We start from the raw sequence: 16,836 nt of genomic DNA on the forward strand, positions 1-16,836 counted from the left end.
CAATGGGTCCAATGAGCCTCCAGTCGCCAATCGCCGTCGAGATCGCCGTCCAGGACGTGGAGGGGGTCCGCATCGCCATCCGCGAGGGAGCCCAGCGGGTCGAGTTGTGCCAGGCCCTCGGCACCGGTGGGCTCACCCCCTCCATCGGACTGGTCATGGCGGCGGTCCGCGCTGCGGACGAAGCCGGGCTCAGCGACTTCGTGCACGTCCTCGTGCGTCCGCGGGAGGGTGGTTTCGTCTACTCGCCCGCGGAGATCGACGTCATGTCCGGCGACATCCTCGCGCTCGAGGCCGCGGGTGCCGCGGGCATCGTGGTCGGCGCCCTCCGGTCCGACCGGACGATCGACCTGGAGGCGCTGGCGCAGCTGCGTCAGGCTGCGGGCTCGCTCGCGGTGACGTTCCACCGGGCCGTCGACGCCACGACCGACCCCGTCCGGTCCGCCGACCAGCTGCGCGACGCCGGTGTGGACCGTCTGTTGACCTCCGGCGGCGCGCGGGCGAGCATCGACGGTGCGGAGAAGCTCGCGCAGATGGCCTCGAGGGGCGACAGCTCGATGCAGATCATGGCCGGTGGCGGCGTCACGATCGATGCGATCCCCGCCCTCGCCCGGGCAGGTGTCGACGCGGTGCACCTCTCCGCCCGTCGTCGTGCCGGCCGGGTCACCGAGACCGGCCCCGGTGGAGGATCGCCGAGCTACGACATCACGGACGCGACGACCGTCGCTCGCGCGGTGGCCGCGGCCAGGCGCGCTGCCGTCGCCGTCTGAGATCCGCCGGCATCGAGGGGATCGTCGATCGATCCGGGCGAGCGATCAGAGCGCCACGATGACGAGGGCGAGGATCAGCACGAGCTGACCGATGAGCCGTGGGACGAACGGCACGGCGAGGCGACCGAACCGCTCGGGCTGCCGCGCGGCCGCGGCGTTCGCCGGGAACACCGCGACGAGGAACACGATCAGGCAGACGACGGCGGCGAGCCTGGTGGGTGGGACGAGCAGGCCGACACCGCCGGCGATCTCGCACACGCCGGTGAAGGCGACGAGCATCCGCGGTGTGATGGTGCTGCTCCGCAGCGGTCGTGGAATCATCGCGGCCATGGTCCTCGCTGGTCCCGGAAGGAAGTGGAGGACCCCCATGCCGATGAACATGATCGCCAGGACGACGGTCAGGACGGACTGCAGGAGGGGGAACGGGTTCACCAGGCAATTCTGCTCCGTCGAGTCCGGATCGCCGCACTCGGTGGTCGGCCCGGCGGCGATAGGCTGGCGGTATGACTGAGCCGCGGGACGAAGACGCGCTGAGCTGGGCGGGCGACGACGATCCGACGCTCGATGCCTCGGCTTCCGGCGACCGGACCACGCTCGAGCCCGCATCGCAGGAGCCGATCACGCGTGGTCGGGCGACCGCGGCGGTCCCGCCGGCCTCGGAGTCGGCCGGTCCGAGTGCGGAACCGGTGGCCCCTCCTGTCGAGGTCGACGTCGCGAAGTCGACCGACCGGGTCACGGACGAGGCTGCTGCCGGGGAGCGCGAGCAGATGAGTTCGGTCATGCTCGTCACGCTCGGCATCTTCGGCGGGGTCTTCCTGCTGTACAGCGTCGGTTGGCTGATCTCGGCGTTCCGTCCTGACGCCGCCGTCCCGAGCGATGCGGTCGGCCGGTTCATGTTCGATCTCGGACAGGGACTCGCGGTCGCCGCGGGACCCGTGTGGATGGCCGCGACGCTCTGGTTGACCCGTGGCGGCAGACCGGTCGTCAGGATCGCGATGCTCCTGCTCGGTGTCGTGCTCATCCTGCCCTGGCCGTTCCTCCGAGGAGTGTGACCCTGATGCCCTCCACCACCGCGGCCCCCGTGTCGAAGCCCGCCGCCGAGCGACCAGGCTGGCTCAGCTGGTCCATCGCCGTCCTGTTCGGCCTGTTCTTCGCGTATGACGTCTTCGAAGCCGTCGGCAACCTCGTCGGCATCGTCGGAACGGCGAACGGCCTCGCCGTGCCGGTCCTGCCCCTCGGCTGGGTCGTCCTCATCGGCGGCCTGCTCCTGCCGATCGTGGCCTTCGCGATCGCCTTCTGGACCGGTCGCGACCGGTCGCTCGGCGAGCAGGCCGTGCGTTACCTCGTCGCCCTGTGCGTCGTCGCGGCGATCTCGCTGTCGGTCCTCGCGATGTTCGGCGCGCAGCAGCTGATCGACCTCTCCGTCTGACCCGGCCGCCGCCTCGTCACACGACGAACCGCCCGGTGCGCCTCCGATAGGCTTGCGATGGCCGCCGGACACCGACGCGCTGCCCACCCCACTGCTACTGCGAAGGAACCGTTCCGTGTCGAAACCGGTCGTACTGATCGCCGAAGAACTCTCACCCGCCACCGTCGACGCCCTCGGGCCCGACTTCGACGTGCGCTCCGTCGACGGGACGGACCGCCCGGCCCTGCTCGCGGCGATCGCCGACGCCGACGCCATCCTGGTCCGATCCGCGACCAAGGTCGACGAGGAGGCCATCCAGGCGGCCACCCGGTTGAAGGTCGTCGCGCGCGCAGGTGTCGGTCTCGACAACGTCGACATCAAGGCCGCTACAACGGCCGGGGTCATGGTCGTCAACGCACCCACGTCGAACATCATCTCCGCGGCTGAACTCACCGTCGGGCACATCCTGAGCCTCGCCCGCCACATCCCGGCCGCGCACGCCGCGCTCGCCCAGGGACAGTGGAAGCGGTCCAAGTACACCGGTACCGAGCTGTACGAGAAGACCATCGGCATCATCGGCCTCGGCCGTATCGGTGCCCTCATCACGGCCCGTCTGCAGGCGTTCGGCACGAACGTCATCGCGTACGATCCCTACATCACGTCCGCTCGTGCGCAGCAGCTCGGGGTGCAGCTGGTCACGCTCGACGAGCTGCTGGCGCAGTCCGACTTCATCACCATCCACATGCCGAAGACGCCGGAGACGACGGGCATGATCGCCGGCCCGCAGTTCGCGCTCATGAAGCCGACGGCCTACGTCGTCAACGTCGCGCGCGGCGGCCTGATCGACGAAGACGCGCTGTACGAGGCGCTGTCGAACCACGTCATCGCCGGTGCCGGTCTCGACGTCTTCGTCAGCGAGCCGCCCACCGACACGAAGCTGCTCGGGCTCGAGAACGTCATCGTGACGCCGCACCTCGGTGCGTCCACGGATGAGGCACAGGAGAAGGCCGGCGTCTCGGTCGCCAAGTCCGTGCGCCTCGCGCTCGGCGGCGAACTCGTCCCGGACGCGGTCAACGTCGCCGGCGGCGTGATCGACCCCTACGTCCGTCCCGGCATCCCGCTCGTCGAGAAGCTGGGGCAGGTGTTCGCCGCGCTGTCGACCTCGTCGCTCACGAGCGTCGACGTCGAGGTCCACGGCGAGCTGAGCGGGTACGACGTCAGCGTGCTGAAGCTGGCCGCGCTCAAGGGGATCTTCACGAACATCGTCAGCGAGACGGTCTCGTACGTGAACGCCCCGCTGCTCGCGGAGCAGCGCGGTGTCGTCACGCGCCTGCTCACCGACGAGGTGAGCGAGGAGTACCGCAACGTCATCACGCTGCGCGGCGCCCTCAGCGACGGATCGCAGATCTCGGTGTCGGGCACGCTCACGGGCACGAAGCAGACCGAGAAGATCGTCGAGATCAACGGCTACGACGTCGAGGTGCCGTTCGCGAAGCACCACATCGTGATGGTCTACACCGACCGGCCCGGCATCGTGGCCGTCTACGGCCAGCGGTTCGGCGAGGCGGGTATCAACATCGCGGGCATGCAGATCGCCCGTCACGAGGCCGGCGGCCCGGCGCTCAGCGTCCTGACGGTCGACTCACCGGTCGCCGACGACGTCCTCGAGGTCATCCGCGAGACGATCGACGCGACGCTGCTCCGCGAGATCGACATCACCGAGCAGTAGGGCGACCGCCGCTGCGACCCGATGCCCCGCGCCGACCGGTGCGGGGCATCGTCGTCGCCGGGAGAGGGTGCCGTTGCCCTTCGGGGCGTCCGGCTGTGACGTCGCGGCTCAGTGCTCGCCGGCGGGAAGCAGTCGTGCGATGACGGCTAGGAGCCGCCCGATCGCCTCGTCGCTGCCCTCGTCGGGATCGCTGACCCCCATGCCGAGCTGCCCCGTGTTGGCGTAGAGACCGTCGCACATCAGCACGATGGCGCGGGCGGTGTCGGGGTCGCCGACGGCGTCCTCCACCGTGCGCAACCAGCTCCGGCGGATGTCCGCCATCGCGCCGCTCGCCTGGGCGTGCTGTCCCTGCGCCAGCCGCGCGACGGCGATGATCGTCCGGTCGAACGGGGTGCCGCCGTCGACGGAGGTGCGCACGAAGTACTCGACGACGCCCTCCGGTGCCGCGAGCATCCGCGCCGTGTCGGCCTCGCTCATCTCCGAGAGCCGCTCGATGAGGCCGTCGACGAGGGCCTCCTTGCTGCCGAAGTGGTAGAGCAGTCCGCCCTTGGAGACACCGGCCGCCGCGGCGACGGCGTCGAGGGTAGCGGCGCGTTCGCCCTCGTCGATGAGGAGTTCGGCGAAGGCGTCGAGGACGCGTTCTCGGGCTGCGGTCTGCTTCGCCATGGCTCCATCGTATTCGGCTCGTCGGATTCGGATTGATACTATACCGGCTGGACGGTATAGTCGAGCGGGCGGCGCCCGACCGGCGCCGTTCTCCACGCTGTGAAAGAGGTCACCGTGTCCACCGCCACCGAACCCAACGCCGTCGCCGCTCCCCGTGCCGGTCGGCGAGCCTGGTTCGCGCTCGCCGTCCTCATGCTCCCCGTCCTGCTGGTGTCGGTCGACAACACGGTCCTCAACTTCGCGCTGCCCGCGATCTCGAGCGCGCTCACCCCGACCGGGACGCAGCTGCTCTGGATCGTCGACGTCTACCCGCTGGTCCTCGCCGGCCTGCTCGTGTCGATGGGCAGCCTCGGCGACCGCATCGGTCGTCGTCGCCTCCTGCTCATCGGCTCCATCGGATTCGGTGTCGTCTCCGTCGCAGCGGCGTTCGCGCCCAGCGCCGAGCTCCTGATCGCGGCTCGGGCGGCGCTCGGGTTCTTCGGAGCGATGCTCATGCCGTCGACGCTCTCGCTACTGCGGAACATCTTCCTCGACCGCGACCAGCGACGGTTCGCCATCGCCGTCTGGGCCAGCGGGTTCGCCGCCGGCAGCGCGCTCGGACCGATCGTCGGTGGGATCATCCTCGAGCACTTCGCCTGGGGTGCCGTGTTCCTGCTCGCCGTCCCGGTCCTCCTGCCGCTCGTCGTCCTCGCGCCCTTCCTCATCCCCGAGTCGAAGGACCCGAACCCCGGACGCATCGACGTCCCGAGCATCCTGCTCATCCTCCTGACGATGACGCCGCTCGTGTTCAGCATCAAGCACCTGGCGGAAGCCGGCTTCGACGTGCTCACGGTCGTCTCGATGGTCGTCGGCGTGGTCAGCGGCGTCCTGTTCATCCGCCGTCAGCTCCGCCTCGAGCACCCGCTGCTCGACCTGAGCCTGTTCCGGCGGGCCTCGTTCAGCGGCGCCGTGGTCATCAACCTGCTGAGCGTCACGGCGCTCGTCGGTGGGCTGTTCTTCGTGTCGCAGCACCTGCAGCTGGTGCTGGGCCTGCAGCCGCTCGACGCCGGGCTCGTCCTGCTCCCCGGCCTCATCGTGATGATCATCGCCGGCCTCGTGATCGTGCCCATCTCCAAGCGGGTCCGTCCGGGCATCGTGGTCCCGATCGCACTCGTCGTCTCAGCGGTCGGATACGCCTCCATCGCGATCACCGGGGGAGACGTGTCGGCCCTCGGGATCGGCCTCGCGTTCGTCGCGCTCGGGCTCGGCATCGGCTCCGCCGAGACGGTGTCGAACGAGCTCGTGATCGCGAGTGCGCCGCCGGAGAAGGCCGGGGCTGCGTCCGGTGTCTCCGAGACCGCCTACGAGCTGGGCGCGGTGCTCGGCACGGCGACGCTCGGCACCGTGCTCACCGCGTCCTACCGTTCCTCGGTCGTCCTCCCGGACGGACTGACAGCCGCCCAGCAGCAGGCGGCGGGGGAGACCTTGGGTGGTGCGGCGAACGTCGCCGAGCAGCTGCCCGGTGACCTCGCGGGCGCGCTCATGGACTCCGCGCGGCACGCCTTCGACAGCGGTGTCGGTGTCGCAGCGTGGATCGGCGTCGGCCTCATCGGGGCCGCCATGCTCGTCGCGGCGATCGGTCTGCGCCGGGTCCGGTAGGCCTCGGGCGATCGTGCCACCCGGAGACGGGTGGCACGATCCACCCGAGGTCGGAGGCGTTAAGCTGGGCGCACACCGTCGTCGCATCCTCAGGAGTCGCATGTCCCGCACCGTCAAGCTCGCAGTCATCCCCGGCGACGGGATCGGTCCCGAGGTCGTCGGCGAAGCGCTCAAGGTCCTCGAGGCGGCGGTGCAGGGTGGCGACGTCCGGTTCGAGCAGACGCCCTTCTCGCTCGGCGCCGCACGGTTCCTCGAGACGGGCGACGTGCTGACCGATGCGGACCTCGCGGCGATCGCCTCGCACGACGCCATCCTCCTCGGAGCGGTCGGCGGCGTGCCCGGCGACCCGCGGCTCGCGAACGCGAACATCGAGCGTGGGCTGCTCCTCAAGCTCCGGTTCAGCCTCGACCACTACGTCAACCTGCGCCCCACCGTGGTGTATCCGGGCGTCCCGAGCCCGCTGAGCGAGCCCGGCGACGTGGACTTCGTCGTGGTCCGTGAGGGCACAGAGGGGCCCTACGTCGGCAACGGCGGAGCGATCCGCCAGGGCACGCCGCACGAGATCGCGAACGAGGTGTCGGTCAACACCGCCTACGGGGTGGAACGGGTGGTGCGCTACGCGTTCGCCGCTGCGGCCGCGCGTCGGGGGAAGCTGACCCTCGTCCACAAGACCAACGTCCTCGTCTTCGCCGGGTCGCTCTGGAAGCGCGTCGTCGACGCGGTGTCCGCGGAGTTCCCCGACGTCGTGGTCGACTACCTACACGTCGACGCGGCAACCATCTTCCTCGTCACGGATCCTGCTAGATTTGACGTCATCGTCACGGACAACCTCTTCGGCGACATCCTCACCGATCTGGCCGGCGCGATCAGCGGCGGCATCGGACTCGCGGCCTCGGGAAACATCAACCCGGACGGCACGTACCCGAGCATGTTCGAGCCCGTCCACGGATCGGCGCCCGACATCGCCGGGAAGCAGCTGGCCGACCCGACCGCCGCCATCCTCTCCGTCTCCCTGATGCTGTCGCATCTCGGCCTCGAGACGGAGGCGGCGCGAGTCGCCACTGCCGTCACCGCCGACATCGCCGCCCGCACCGGCGCAGCACGCACGACGACCGAGGTCGGCGATGCGATCGCGGCCCTCGCGGCGAACCGGTAGACGCCCACCAGACACGCAGATCACGACGGAAGACACCATCATGACGATCAACCTCCCCATGGCGCAGCGCGAACTCGCCTTCACCGTGACCCCCAACCAGCAGCCCGTCCCCGCCGCCGAGCGCGAGGCGATCCTCGCCGATCCGGGCTTCGGACAGCGCTTCACCGACCACATGGTCGACATCTGCTGGTCCGAGCGCGGTGGATGGCACCGCCCACGGGTCCAGGCGTACGGTCCGATCTCGCTCGACCCGGCCGCCGCCGTCCTCCACTACGCCCAGGAGATCTTCGAAGGACTGAAGGCGTACCGTCACGCCGACGGCTCCATCTGGTCGTTCCGGCCCGACGCCAACGGTCGCCGCCTGCAGCGCTCGGCCAAGCGGCTCGCGCTGCCGGAGCTCCCCGTCGAGTACTTCGTCGAGTCGATCAAGCAGCTCATCGCCGTCGACGGTTCCTGGGTGCCGTCCGCGCCGGAGACCAGCCTGTACCTGCGGCCGTTCATGTTCGCCAAGGAGGCCTTCCTCGGTGTCCGCCCAGCGAAGAAGGTCAACTACTACGTCATCGCCAGCCCGGCCGGCGCGTACTTCACCGGCGGCGTCACCCCCGTGTCCATCTGGCTGTCCACCGACTACAGCCGTGCGGGCAAGGGCGGCACCGGGGCGGCGAAGACCGGCGGCAACTACGCGTCCTCACTGCTTCCGCAGTCCGAGGCGTACGAGCACGGCTGCGCTCAGGTGCTCTTCCTCGACGCACAGGAGGCGACGTACATCGAAGAGCTCGGCGGGATGAACGTCGTCCTCGTCAAGCGCGACGGCACGCTCGTCACGCCGGAGTCGGACTCGATCCTCGAGGGCATCACCCGCGACAGCATCCTGCAGCTCGCGGAGGACCGCGGACACCGGGTGGAGCGCCGCCGGGTCACGATCGACGAGTGGCGCGAGGGTGTCGAGAGCGGCGACATCGTCGAGGTGTTCGCCTGTGGGACGGCCGCGGTCGTCACGCCGATCGCGCAGCTGAAGGCCAAGGACTTCACCGTGGGCGACGCCGACGCCCCGGCGGGCGAACTCACGATGTCGCTGCGTCAGGAACTGACCGACATCCAGTACGGTCGCCTGCCCGACCGCCACGGGTGGATGACGCGTCTCGACGCCGAGTAGCCTCCGAGCAGCCTGGGAAGCCCCGCACCTCGTGCGGGGCTTCCGTGTCGCCGGGGCACCTCGGGATAGGCTTGCCTGGTGAAAATCGCTCGCTTCAGTCACGATCAGGCCATCCGCTACGGCATCATCGACGACGCGGATCTCGTCGTCCTCGACGGCGATCCGCTCTACTCGGGCTTCGAGCCGACGGGGGAGCGCGTCCCGCTCGCGGATGCGGTCCTGCTCGCGCCGGTCATCCCTCGTTCCAAGGTCGTCGCCGTCGGCAAGAACTACCGCGACCACGCCGCCGAGATGGGCGGGGAGGCCCCCGCCGAGCCGCTGCTCTTCCTGAAGCCCAACACCTCCGTGGTCGGGCCGGGAGACGCCGTCGTCTTCCCGAAGCAGTCCGAGCGCATCGACTTCGAGGGCGAACTCGCCATCGTGATCGGTGGCGTCGCCAAGAACGTCAGCGCGGAGCGTGCCGACGAGGTCATCTTCGGCTACACGATCGCGAACGACGTCACGGCGCGCGACCTCCAGGAATCCGACGGCCAGTGGGCCCGCGCGAAGGGCTTCGACACGTTCTGCCCGCTCGGCCCCTACATCGAGACGGAGTTCTCCTTCGACGGTGCCACGATCGAGACCCGCGTCGACGGTGAGGTCCGCCAGCACGCCCCGCTCTCCGACATGGTGCACTCCATCGGCGCGATCGTCGAGTACGCGTCCGCTGTATGGACGCTCCTTCCGGGCGACGTCATCCTGACCGGGACGCCGGCCGGCGTCGGACCCTTCACCGACGGCCAGGTCGTCGAGGTCGAGGTCTCGGGCATCGGCGTCCTCCGGAACACCGGCCGCCGACCCTGACCCGCGTCAGCTGCGCCGGCCGAGAGCGGTCAGCGCAGCTGCGACGTCGTCGTCGGTGTTCCAGAGGTGGAACGCGACCCTCGCCCGGCCTGCGCGACCCGATGCCGTGATCCCGGCCGACTGCAGTGCCCGAAGGTCGTGTCCATCGGGATCCGTCCACGTCACGATGGCCGAGGCCGTCCCGGTCAGAAGCGACCGGCTCTCGCCGATCCCTACCCGGAGCGCAGCTGCGAGCCGGGTGTCGTGCTCGTACACGGCTTCGGCGTCGACCGCCGCGAAGAGGGCGATGGCGGGCTCGGCACCGACCCAGGCCTGCCAGGCGGGGGAGACGTCGAACCGTCGTGCGCTCTCGGCGAGATGCAAGGACGGGCCGTAACAGGACGACCAGACGTCGCCGCCCGAATACCAACCGGCCTGGTTCGGCCGGAGGCGGTCCATCACCTCGTCACGCACCGTCATGAACGCCACGCCTCGTGGCGCACAGAGCCACTTGTAGGCGTGGCACACGGTGATGTCGTCGGCTGACGCGTCGACGGGGAGCCAGCCGGCCGCCTGGGTGAGGTCGTTGAGCGTCAGCGCTCCGTGGACGGCCGCCGCCTCGCGGATCGCGACCATGTCGGCGACCGCGCCGGTCGCGGACTGCACCGCGGAGTAGGCGACGAGCCAGGTCGACGCGTCGATGTGGGCGGCGAGTTCGGTGAGCGGCACGTGGCGGACACGGACGCCGCGGTGCGCCTGCATGAGGAATGGGGCGACGAGTGAGCTGAAGTCGCCCTCGACGCACAGGACCTCGGCGCCGTCCGGCACCGATGCCGCGACCATGGCGACCATGGCGGAGGTCTGGGATCCGATCGCGACCGAGCGGACCGGCACGTGGACCAGCTCGGCGAAGGAGCCGCGCACCCGCTCGACGACGGCGCCGTAGGCGGCTGCATCGGTGCGAGCCGCCTGCCACGCGGAGAGGTCGGCCATGATGGCGTCCGTCGTGCCGATCGTCGGCAGTCCCAGCGTGCAGGCGGCCAGGTAGCCGGGTGCGGATGGGAAGGATCCGCTGGCTTCCTGGAGGCTGAGAGTGCTCATGCATCCAGTCTCTTCGCCGGGTATCCATGCGACAAGGACCGGCTCTCGATGAGAACCATAACGAGAGATTATGCTTCGAGGGTGTCCACCCTTTCACCGCAGCCCTCGTCATCGGCCCTCGACGCCGGTTCCCTCCTCGTGGTCGGCGCGATCGCCTCGACCGGGTCCATCACGGCCGCCGCGCACGCGCTCGGCTCGAGTCAGCCGGCGGTGAGCCAGCATCTCCGCCGGCTCGAGCGTCGGCTCGGCATGCCGGTCGTCGAGCGCGTCGGTCGCGGCGTCCGCCTCACCGAGGCCGGTGCGATCCTCGCCGGACACGCGGTGGCGGTGGACCGAGCGGTCCGCGCGGCCTCCGAGGAGGTCGCGGCACTGGCGGGGTTGCGGAGTGGGCGGGTGCGCCTCGTCGCCTTCCCTTCAGCGTCGTCGATGCTCGTGCCGCAGCTGCTCGCTCGTCTGGCCGACGAGCATCCGGGGATCGGGGTCTCCTTCGTCGAGGCCGAACCGCCGGAGGCCGTCGCCGCGGTCCGTGCCGGTGAAGCCGACGTCGCGATCACCTTCAGCTATCCGGACGATCCGGAAGACCCGCATCGGGAGAGCGCGGCCGGACTCCGTGTGCGCCGCTTCGGAACCGACCCGATGCGTCTCGTGCTCCCGGTCGGCCACGCTCGAGCCGGTGACCGGCAGGTCGACCTCGCGGCCCTCGCCGGTGAGCGTTGGATCGCCGGGTGTCCACGCTGCCGAGGTCATCTCCTCGGCCTTTGCCGTTCGAGCGGCTTCGAGCCCGTCATCGCGCACGAGACCGACAACGCGATCGCAGTCACGGCCCTGGTGGCAGCCGGGCTCGGCGTCGCCCTGCTGCCCACGCTCGCGCTCGCGGCCGCGCAGCTGCCGACCGAGGTGGTCGTGCTGCCGACGCGGAACGAGGACGACCGGGCGCTCCACCTCGTGAGCGCCGAGCATGCGGACCGCATCCCGGCCGTCGCTGCACTCCTGCGGATCGCCGCGTCCGTGGGCGGCGCGACTAAGATGACAGGCGATGTCTGACACGATTACGCACCCCTTCTCCACGGCTTCCGGCACCGACGTCCGCGTCCGGTTCTGCCCGTCGCCGACCGGCACACCGCACGTCGGTCTCGTCCGCACGGCGCTGTTCAACTGGGCGTACGCCCGGCACACGGGGGGCAAGCTCGTCTTCCGGATCGAGGACACCGATGCCGCTCGCGACAGCGAGGAGAGCTACGAGCAGCTCGTCGACGCGCTCTCGTGGCTGCGGCTCGACTGGGACGAGGGCGTCGGCGTCGGCGGACCCCACGCGCCGTACCGGCAGTCCGAGCGGAGCGACATCTACGCCGACGTGATCGCGCGGCTGACGGCTGCCGGGCACCTCTACGAGAGCTTCTCGAACGCCGACGAGATCGACGCGCGCAACGAGGCGGCCGGCCGGCCGAAGCAGTTCGGGTACGACAACTTCGATCGCGACCTCACCGACGAACAGCGCGCCGCGTTCCGAGCCGAGGGCCGCGAGCCGGCGCTCCGTCTGCGGGTCCCGGACGACGACCTCAGCTTCGACGACCTCGTGCGCGGTGAGATCACCTTCCCGGCCGGGTCGTTCACGGACTTCGTCCTCGTGCGCCCGAACGGCAAGCCGCTCTACACGCTCGTGAATCCCGTCGACGACGCCATCATGCAGATCACTCACGTCCTCCGCGGCGAGGACCTGCTGCCGTCGACGCCGCGGCAGATCGCGCTGTACCACGCGCTCATCGACATCGGCCTCACGACCTTCGTCCCACGGTTCGGTCACCTGCCGTACGTCATGGGCGAGGGCAACAAGAAGCTCTCCAAGCGCGACCCTGAGGCGAACCTCTTCCACCACCGCGACCGCGGCTTCGTGCCGGAGGGGCTCATCAACTACCTCGCGCTGCTCGGATGGTCGCTGAGCGGCGACCGCGACGTCTTCTCGATCGACGAGATGATCGCCGCGTTCGACGTCGTCGACGTCAACCCGAACCCGGCGCGCTTCGATCTCAAGAAGGCGGAGTCCATCAACGGCGACCACATCCGACTGCTGGAGCCGGCCGACTTCCTCAGCCGCATCACGCCGTACCTCGTCGAGGCCGGCGTGGTGAGCGAGCCCGTCACCGAGGCGCAGCAGGCCGTGCTCGAGCAGGCCGCCCCGCTCGTCCAGGAGCGCATCGCGCTGCTCGGCGAGGTCCCCGCGCTCCTCGGCTTCCTGTTCCGTGGCGCCTCGGAGCTCGAGTACCAGGAGGACGCGCTCAAGGGTCTTCCGGCGAACGCCGGAGAGGTGCTCGCAGCGTCCATCGGCGCACTCGAGCTCGTCCCCGAGTCGGAGTGGACGGCCGGATCGATCCAGGACGCGCTCGCCGGTGCGCTCATCGAAGGCCTCGGTCTGAAGCCCCGTATCGCCTACGGCCCGCTGCGCCTCGCCGCGTCCGGTCGTCGGATCTCCCCGCCGCTGTTCGAGTCGCTCGAGATCCTCGGGAAGACGGAATCGGTCACGCGACTCGATCGGCTCTCCGTGCACCTCGCGTCATGAGCGACTCGTACGACGTCGTCGTGGTCGGCGGGGGACCCGCGGGACTCTCGGCCGCGCTGAACCTGGCGCGCGCGCGGCGGCGCGTCCTCGTGCTCGACGGCAATCGCCCACGGCACGCTGCGACGCTGCGCTCGCACGGCTTTCTCACCCGCGACGGCATCGCTCCGCTGGATCTCCGTCGGATGGGGCGCGAAGAGGTGTCGGCCTACGCGAACGCGGAGGTCCAGTTCGCGTCCGTGCAGTCCATCGAAGCGACTACTGACGGCTTCCACGTCGTCGCTCAGGGGGTCCGCGGCGAGCCTGACCGCGACGTCGTGACCCGGACGGTCGTCGTCGCCAGTGGTCTCACGGAGACGTTGCCGAAGGTCGCGAACCTGCGAGCCTTCTACGGGACGGACCTGCACAGCTGCGTCGAGTGCGACGGGTACGAGAAGGCCGACGCGCCGCTCGCGCTCATCGGCGAGACGCCAGACCTGGCGGAATGGGCGATCCTCATCGCGCAGTGGTCGTCGGACCTCATCGTCTTCACGAACGGGACCGACACCGTGACCGGCACGGAGGAGGCCGCGCTCGCCTCCGCGGGCATCCGGGTCGAGCGGGGTGTGATCGCGGAACTCGACGGCGGCCGCGACGGCTTCACCGGTGTCCGCCTCGCCGACGGTGCGCTCATCCCGCGCTCTGGGGGCTTCGTGCGGCCGGAATGGGCCGTGCCCCTCGGATACCTGGAACAGCTCGCCCTCGACCGTGACGCGGGCGGGTACGTCGTCGTCGACGCCTGGGGACGCACGTCCGTGCCGGGCGTGTACGCCGCCGGGGACATCACGCCTCCCGGTCCGCAGCAGCTCATCGTCGCGGCAGGGAACGGCGCTCGGGTGTCCAGAGCACTCAACCGGGACCTCGCGGGCGTCCCCGGCTGAGCGTGCGCGACGCGCCCGGGACGCTCCGATTTGAGACGGCCGCCTCCGTAGGCTAGTGTTGTTCTTCGGTCGGGGCTTCGGTTCTGACAGTGGGGTATGGTGTAATTGGCAACACGACTGATTCTGGTTCAGTTGTTCTTGGTTCGAGTCCAGGTACCCCAGCCAGACGGCAACATCACGACGAAGGCCCGCGATCACCTCGTGGGCCTTCATCGTTTCCGGTGTGCTGTGCCGCTCCATGGCCCAGCAGATGTGATCGAACGACGGACCTCCCTCACCGCTGCTCCCAAGCCTCCTCGACGGCCCTGCGCTCGAACGCGACGATCCGCTCGACGGCCGGAGCGATCTGCGACGCCATCCGACGGAAAACTTCCGGGCCCTGACCGAACGGGTCGACGACGTCGTCCTGGGCCGGATCGGGGAGTTGTGCGCTCGTGCGGTTGGCCGCCAGTTCTGGGGCGAGACCCATCCAGCGCGCTGCTCGCGAGCGGGGGAGTCGTTCCGGGTCGACGGTGTCGAGGAGTCGGGCGAACTCGCGCAGGGAGAAGGTCCGACGCAGCGCCTCCGGGCACGATCTGAGGACGGCGCTGCGGTGCTCCCGTGTCATGGTCAGGACGACGTCCTGACGAGCGACGAGGCCGGCGGTGAGCTGCGTCGCGGTGAACCCGGCGGCTGTCGCAGCGAGCGGACCGAGCAACATCGTGCTCCAGGCGTCGATCGGGTGTCCGCGCAGCGCCCCCGTCCCGGCACTCCGAACCTCGAAGCCGGACGCATCGACCTCCGCCAGTCCAGCACCGAGGAGGAACTCGGCATACGGGGATCGACAGACGTTGCCGGTGCAGACGATCAGGATCCGGGTCGGAGGCGGATCGTGCGGGGTGTTCATGCAGTGGTCCGCCGTGGTCGACGCGTCGAGGCGGCCCGGTGGTAGTACGCGTAGGACGACGACTGCTCTCCTCGAGCGACCTCGACGCGGTTGAGGACGACCCCGAGGAGCTTCGCCTGGACGAAGCTGAGGTTCTCGAGGGACTGCCGGAGCTGGTCGCGGTGCAGGCGTCCGTCGGCCGACGCCACGAGCAGGACTCCGCTCGCGAGGGTGGACAGCGCTGTCGGATCCGAGACGTTGATGAGCGGGGGCGTGTCGATGACCACCACGTCGTAGGCCCGTTCCATCTCGGAGAGCGCGCGCTCCATCGCCGCTGATCCGAGGAGTTCGCTCGGATTCGGCGGCAGCTCGCCGGAGGTGAGGACGGCGAGACGCCCCGCCCCGTTGACCGCTTGCGCGGCATCGCCGAGGCTGATCCTGCCGGTGAGCACGGTGGTGAGCCCGACCGCATCTTCGAGACCGAACATCTCGTGCTGGCGGGGTCGGCGCAGATCGGCATCGACCAGGAGGACGGAGTTCCCCGCCTCGGCGAGGACGAGCGCGAGGTTCGCCGAGGTGGTGCTCTTCCCCTCGCCCGGAACCGAGGACGTGACCATGACGCTGCGGAGTCCGCCGTCGATGGAGGCGAACTGGAGGTGTGTCCGAAGCTGCCGGAAGCTCTCGGCGCGACGACTGTAGCTCTCCGTCGATCCGACGATGAGTTGGGCCGCGTCGACGGGTTCCGTGTGGAAGGCGCCGAGGATGCTCGTGTCCGTGAGCTTCTCGATCGCCGTGCGACCACGGAGTCGGGTGTCGAGGACCTCGATGAGCAGCGTGATCCCGACGCCCAGCGCGAGGCCGGTGAGGACACCCACCGCGAGGTTCTGCAGCACGTTCGGCGCGACGGGGGAACGTGGTGGAGACGCCTGTTCCACGATCGTCAGGCCGACCGGGGCCGGAGCACCCGGCGCACCCGCGGAGTCCACCTCGTTGGCGCTCTCGACGTCGTCGACGAGGTCGACGAGCACCTGGGCCGCGGTGTTCGCGATGCGGGCCGCCGCAACCGGATCGCTGTCGACGGCGGAGATGTCGATCAGGACCGACTGTGCGGGATTGGATGCCGAGATCGTGCCGATGAGTGACGCGGGGTCGAGATCGAGGCGCTCCGCCACCGTGGACCGCACGGTCGAACCGGTGGCGAGGATCACGTACGAGGCGACGCGGCTCTGGGCGAAGGCGTTGCCCTGGTTGAGGTCCCCGACGGAGTCGCCGCCGGTGACCGCGACGAACAGCTGGCCCGTCGACCGGTATACGGGCTGGGTGATGAGGGTGTACCCGTGGGCGAGCGCGGCAGCCCCCGCGGTGATCGCGACGATGAGTAGCCAGCGATCGCGGAGGATGCGCAGGTAGTCCTTCAGGTCCATCCTGATATGTTAGTCGTCTGACATGCGCGACACGTCCGGCTGAGACGACGAAGGGCCCGGACGCTCGAGTCCGGGCCCTTCGTCGATGATGGGGCAGCTGGTCAGGCGGCCTTCCCGAACCGGTCGGTGCCGTTCGCACGGGGACGCCGCGGGGCGCGGTTCGTCTGGCGAACCGTCGGTTCGGTCATGACCGGGCGCTCGCCACCGACCAGCGCGCGGTCGGCGACCCGGGCGTCACGATCGACGCTCGCGCCGTGGGCGACCTGGACGTCGGCGCCGAGTCGGGCGTCGCTTCCGACCCGCGCTCCGCGTCCGATGACACAGCGCTCGCCGATGTGGACGTTCGCGCCGATGAAGGCGCCTTCGCCGATCACTGCAGACCGGTCGATCCAGGTTCCGGCACCGATCCAGGCGTTGGCACGGATGTCCGCGTCAGCCTCTACAAAAGTGGTGCGTTCGATGAACGCCGACGGATCGATCAGTGCACGAGCTGCGACCATGCCCTTGCCGTTCGGGTGGTGACGGTACCGTTCCACCTCGCCGGTCCGGCCTTCGATCTCTTCGTACACTCTCGCCATGGGTGACCCCCTTCTGGTCTACTCAACACTGGGGACAACGCCGGGTGGCTCC

At 69.8% G+C, this 16,836-nt stretch carries 17 protein-coding genes and 1 tRNA gene; 12 read left to right on the top strand and 6 right to left on the bottom strand.

Translation table 11 applies throughout. The annotated features are described in order from the left end of the window. Positions 1 to 11 precede the first annotated feature (11 nt). Positions 12 to 767, top strand: coding sequence for a copper homeostasis protein CutC (locus QRN19_RS14120; RefSeq protein WP_064296255.1), 756 nt, complete (start codon positions 12 to 14; stop codon positions 765 to 767). Positions 768 to 812: 45 nt separating this feature from the next. Here the strand turns inward: QRN19_RS14120 and QRN19_RS14125 are convergent, their stop codons facing one another. Beyond that, positions 813 to 1,199: a DoxX family protein gene (locus QRN19_RS14125; protein ID WP_285027618.1), complete on the bottom strand. Its 387-nt coding sequence runs from the start codon at positions 1,197 to 1,199 to the stop codon at positions 813 to 815. A gap of 71 nt (positions 1,200 to 1,270) precedes the next feature. Between QRN19_RS14125 and QRN19_RS14130 the strand changes: the two genes are divergently transcribed. The 3 genes from QRN19_RS14130 (at position 1,271) to serA (ending at position 3,904) form a co-directional block, all read left to right on the top strand. After that, on the top strand, positions 1,271 to 1,819 hold the full coding sequence (locus QRN19_RS14130; protein WP_285027619.1) for a hypothetical protein: 549 nt from the start codon (positions 1,271 to 1,273) through the stop codon (positions 1,817 to 1,819). A 5-nt stretch (positions 1,820 to 1,824) separates the two neighbouring features. Then, complete coding sequence (locus QRN19_RS14135) at positions 1,825 to 2,196, top strand: bacitracin resistance protein (protein ID WP_285027622.1); 372 nt, start codon at positions 1,825 to 1,827, stop codon at positions 2,194 to 2,196. 115 nt (positions 2,197 to 2,311) lie between these two features. Then, a complete protein-coding gene (serA, locus tag QRN19_RS14140; RefSeq protein WP_079705615.1) occupies positions 2,312 to 3,904 on the top strand; it encodes a phosphoglycerate dehydrogenase in 1,593 nt (530 codons plus the stop codon). Positions 3,905 to 4,012: 108 nt separating this feature from the next. Here the strand turns inward: serA and QRN19_RS14145 are convergent, their stop codons facing one another. Further along, on the bottom strand, positions 4,013 to 4,570 hold the full coding sequence (locus QRN19_RS14145) for a TetR/AcrR family transcriptional regulator (protein ID WP_285027624.1): 558 nt from the start codon (positions 4,568 to 4,570) through the stop codon (positions 4,013 to 4,015). Positions 4,571 to 4,684: 114 nt separating this feature from the next. Here QRN19_RS14145 and QRN19_RS14150 point away from each other — a divergent pair, with 114 nt between their 5' ends. From QRN19_RS14150 to QRN19_RS14165, 4 genes are all read left to right on the top strand, one after another. Next, positions 4,685 to 6,208: an MFS transporter gene (locus QRN19_RS14150; protein WP_285027626.1), complete on the top strand. Its 1,524-nt coding sequence runs from the start codon at positions 4,685 to 4,687 to the stop codon at positions 6,206 to 6,208. 100 nt (positions 6,209 to 6,308) lie between these two features. Then, positions 6,309 to 7,364, top strand: coding sequence for a 3-isopropylmalate dehydrogenase (locus tag QRN19_RS14155; RefSeq protein WP_285027628.1), 1,056 nt, complete (start codon positions 6,309 to 6,311; stop codon positions 7,362 to 7,364). Positions 7,365 to 7,422: 58 nt separating this feature from the next. Further along, positions 7,423 to 8,520: a branched-chain amino acid aminotransferase gene (locus QRN19_RS14160; RefSeq protein ID WP_285027783.1), complete on the top strand. Its 1,098-nt coding sequence runs from the start codon at positions 7,423 to 7,425 to the stop codon at positions 8,518 to 8,520. A gap of 78 nt (positions 8,521 to 8,598) precedes the next feature. Then, a complete protein-coding gene (locus QRN19_RS14165) occupies positions 8,599 to 9,363 on the top strand; it encodes a fumarylacetoacetate hydrolase family protein (protein WP_285027630.1) in 765 nt (254 codons plus the stop codon). Between the two features lie 6 nt (positions 9,364 to 9,369). On the opposite strand, the gene QRN19_RS14170 is transcribed toward QRN19_RS14165, so the two are convergent. Then, positions 9,370 to 10,443 (bottom strand): aminotransferase class V-fold PLP-dependent enzyme, encoded by a 1,074-nt coding sequence (locus QRN19_RS14170; RefSeq protein ID WP_285027632.1) that lies wholly within the window; start codon positions 10,441 to 10,443, stop codon positions 9,370 to 9,372. 81 nt (positions 10,444 to 10,524) lie between these two features. Between QRN19_RS14170 and QRN19_RS14175 the strand changes: the two genes are divergently transcribed. From QRN19_RS14175 to QRN19_RS14190, 4 genes are all read left to right on the top strand, one after another. Further along, entirely contained in the window at positions 10,525 to 11,487 is a 963-nt protein-coding gene (locus QRN19_RS14175) for a LysR family transcriptional regulator (protein ID WP_285027635.1), read from the top strand. Continuing rightward, positions 11,480 to 13,000 carry a glutamate--tRNA ligase gene (gene gltX, locus QRN19_RS14180; protein WP_285027636.1) on the top strand — a complete coding sequence of 507 codons (1,521 nt, stop codon included), beginning with the start codon at positions 11,480 to 11,482 and terminating at the stop codon, positions 12,998 to 13,000. The genes QRN19_RS14175 and gltX overlap by 8 nt, the downstream gene beginning before the upstream one ends. After that, the gene (locus tag QRN19_RS14185; protein ID WP_285027637.1) at positions 12,997 to 13,917 is read left to right on the top strand and encodes an NAD(P)/FAD-dependent oxidoreductase; all 921 of its coding nucleotides are present in this window, start codon (positions 12,997 to 12,999) and stop codon (positions 13,915 to 13,917) included. Before gltX ends, QRN19_RS14185 begins: the two co-directional genes overlap by 4 nt. Positions 13,918 to 14,007: 90 nt before the next feature. Continuing rightward, positions 14,008 to 14,082: transfer RNA gene (locus QRN19_RS14190), tRNA-Gln, on the top strand. A gap of 109 nt (positions 14,083 to 14,191) precedes the next feature. Here the strand turns inward: QRN19_RS14190 and QRN19_RS14195 are convergent. The 3 genes from QRN19_RS14195 to QRN19_RS14205 form a co-directional block, all read right to left on the bottom strand. Continuing rightward, the gene (locus tag QRN19_RS14195) at positions 14,192 to 14,803 is read right to left on the bottom strand and encodes an arsenate reductase/protein-tyrosine-phosphatase family protein (protein WP_285027638.1); all 612 of its coding nucleotides are present in this window, start codon (positions 14,801 to 14,803) and stop codon (positions 14,192 to 14,194) included. Next, positions 14,800 to 16,206, bottom strand: coding sequence for a tyrosine-protein kinase domain-containing protein (locus QRN19_RS14200; RefSeq protein ID WP_285027640.1), 1,407 nt, complete (start codon positions 16,204 to 16,206; stop codon positions 14,800 to 14,802). The genes QRN19_RS14195 and QRN19_RS14200 overlap by 4 nt, the downstream gene beginning before the upstream one ends. A 101-nt stretch (positions 16,207 to 16,307) precedes the next feature. Beyond that, positions 16,308 to 16,784 carry a DapH/DapD/GlmU-related protein gene (locus QRN19_RS14205; protein ID WP_285027643.1) on the bottom strand — a complete coding sequence of 159 codons (477 nt, stop codon included), beginning with the start codon at positions 16,782 to 16,784 and terminating at the stop codon, positions 16,308 to 16,310. Between the last annotated feature and the right edge of the window lie 52 nt (positions 16,785 to 16,836).

The organism is Plantibacter sp. ME-Dv--P-122b, from assembly GCF_030209375.1.
Taxonomy (GTDB): domain Bacteria; phylum Actinomycetota; class Actinomycetes; order Actinomycetales; family Microbacteriaceae; genus Plantibacter.

What these genes read in the sequence shown, in the direction of transcription:
- QRN19_RS14120 (WP_064296255.1), top strand. Translation starts at nt 12, where the DNA reads ATGAGCCTCCAGTCGCCAATCGCCGTCGAGATCGCCGTCCAGGACGTG.
- QRN19_RS14130 (WP_285027619.1), top strand. Translation starts at nt 1,271, where the DNA reads ATGACTGAGCCGCGGGACGAAGACGCGCTGAGCTGGGCGGGCGACGAC.
- QRN19_RS14135 (WP_285027622.1), top strand. Translation starts at nt 1,825, where the DNA reads ATGCCCTCCACCACCGCGGCCCCCGTGTCGAAGCCCGCCGCCGAGCGA.
- QRN19_RS14145 (WP_285027624.1), bottom strand. Translation starts at nt 4,570, where the DNA reads ATGGCGAAGCAGACCGCAGCCCGAGAACGCGTCCTCGACGCCTTCGCC.
- QRN19_RS14155 (WP_285027628.1), top strand. Translation starts at nt 6,309, where the DNA reads ATGTCCCGCACCGTCAAGCTCGCAGTCATCCCCGGCGACGGGATCGGT.
- QRN19_RS14160 (WP_285027783.1), top strand. Translation starts at nt 7,423, where the DNA reads ATGGCGCAGCGCGAACTCGCCTTCACCGTGACCCCCAACCAGCAGCCC.
- QRN19_RS14170 (WP_285027632.1), bottom strand. Translation starts at nt 10,443, where the DNA reads ATGAGCACTCTCAGCCTCCAGGAAGCCAGCGGATCCTTCCCATCCGCA.
- gltX (WP_285027636.1), top strand. Translation starts at nt 11,480, where the DNA reads ATGTCTGACACGATTACGCACCCCTTCTCCACGGCTTCCGGCACCGAC.
- QRN19_RS14185 (WP_285027637.1), top strand. Translation starts at nt 12,997, where the DNA reads ATGAGCGACTCGTACGACGTCGTCGTGGTCGGCGGGGGACCCGCGGGA.
- QRN19_RS14195 (WP_285027638.1), bottom strand. Translation starts at nt 14,803, where the DNA reads ATGAACACCCCGCACGATCCGCCTCCGACCCGGATCCTGATCGTCTGC.
- QRN19_RS14200 (WP_285027640.1), bottom strand. Translation starts at nt 16,206, where the DNA reads ATGGACCTGAAGGACTACCTGCGCATCCTCCGCGATCGCTGGCTACTC.
- QRN19_RS14205 (WP_285027643.1), bottom strand. Translation starts at nt 16,784, where the DNA reads ATGGCGAGAGTGTACGAAGAGATCGAAGGCCGGACCGGCGAGGTGGAA.